Annotated in this window: 1 protein-coding gene; it reads left to right on the top strand. The window is 54.3% G+C overall.

What is annotated here, in order from left to right; genetic code table 11:
• Positions 1-334: 334 nt before the first annotated feature.
• Entirely contained in the window at positions 335-808 is a 474-nt protein-coding gene (locus AB9K34_RS03505) for a hypothetical protein (protein ID WP_369953060.1), read from the top strand.
• The last annotated feature ends 107 nt before the right edge of the window (positions 809-915 follow it).

Genomic DNA, 915 nt, shown 5'->3' with positions numbered 1-915 from the left:
GGGCGGCCAGGATGAAGCGTTCATGAAACGCCCACTCTTCGTCCGACATCAGGTCTCGTGCCAAGCTGGTCTCCATTGCAGATACCAGTTTGAATCACGTTCAGCCCGCCCTGTTAACACCTTTTGTCAACACGGCCTAAGGGTCGAAGCTTCGGCGGTAGACCTTGACATAAAAAGAAAATCGTCACCGAGATATCGCGCCACCTCGGCTTTGCCGCACCGTCCCATTGTACCCGATTCTGTCGCACCAATCTTGGCCTCACGCCAAGCCAGTATCGGCGCGCCGTGATCTTCTGGCCAGCCTCCAACTGTGAAGAGCAGTTAGCTGGTTAACGTGGTTCTGACCGAATTCGGAGTCAACTTGGCTATAGCCTTGGGGAAATTTCCCGGATTGAAGATGCCGATCAAGTTAATAATTTCACAATCGAAGGAAGAACAAATCATGTCAACCTTGGGATATGGAACGAACTGGGCGGCTGCTGCAGTATTAGCTGTTGCATCGACTTTTGCAGCCGGAGGTCCGGTGCAAGCACAAGAAGGCCCGGTTAATCTGACAGTTGCGTCCTTCCGGCAGGGCTCAAGTTGGTACGTCTACGCGGTCAATCTTGCTGAATTGTTTTCTAAAACTTTTCCCGAGGGATCGACGGTCGATTCGCCGCCTATTGCGGGGGGCTTGGGTAATCCTCCGCTCGTCGCTCAGAGCCGCGCGGATCTCGCCTTCGGTATGGCAGTTGTTGGAAACTGGGCCTTGGAGGGAAAGCACGCATTTGACGAGCTGACCTGCCCCCCGCGAAATCCCTCATCATGATGTAGAGTCTGCCCAACCTTGAAGGAGCAGACGAATGCGAAAGAGCCGTTTTACCGAGGCGCAGATTATCGGGATGATCAAGGAGCAAGAGGCGGGCATGCCGACGG

The sequence above is a fragment of the Sedimentitalea sp. XS_ASV28 genome, from assembly GCF_041224545.1.
Taxonomy (GTDB): domain Bacteria; phylum Pseudomonadota; class Alphaproteobacteria; order Rhodobacterales; family Rhodobacteraceae; genus Sedimentitalea.
This window is presented reverse-complemented; position numbering and strand designations above follow the sequence as displayed.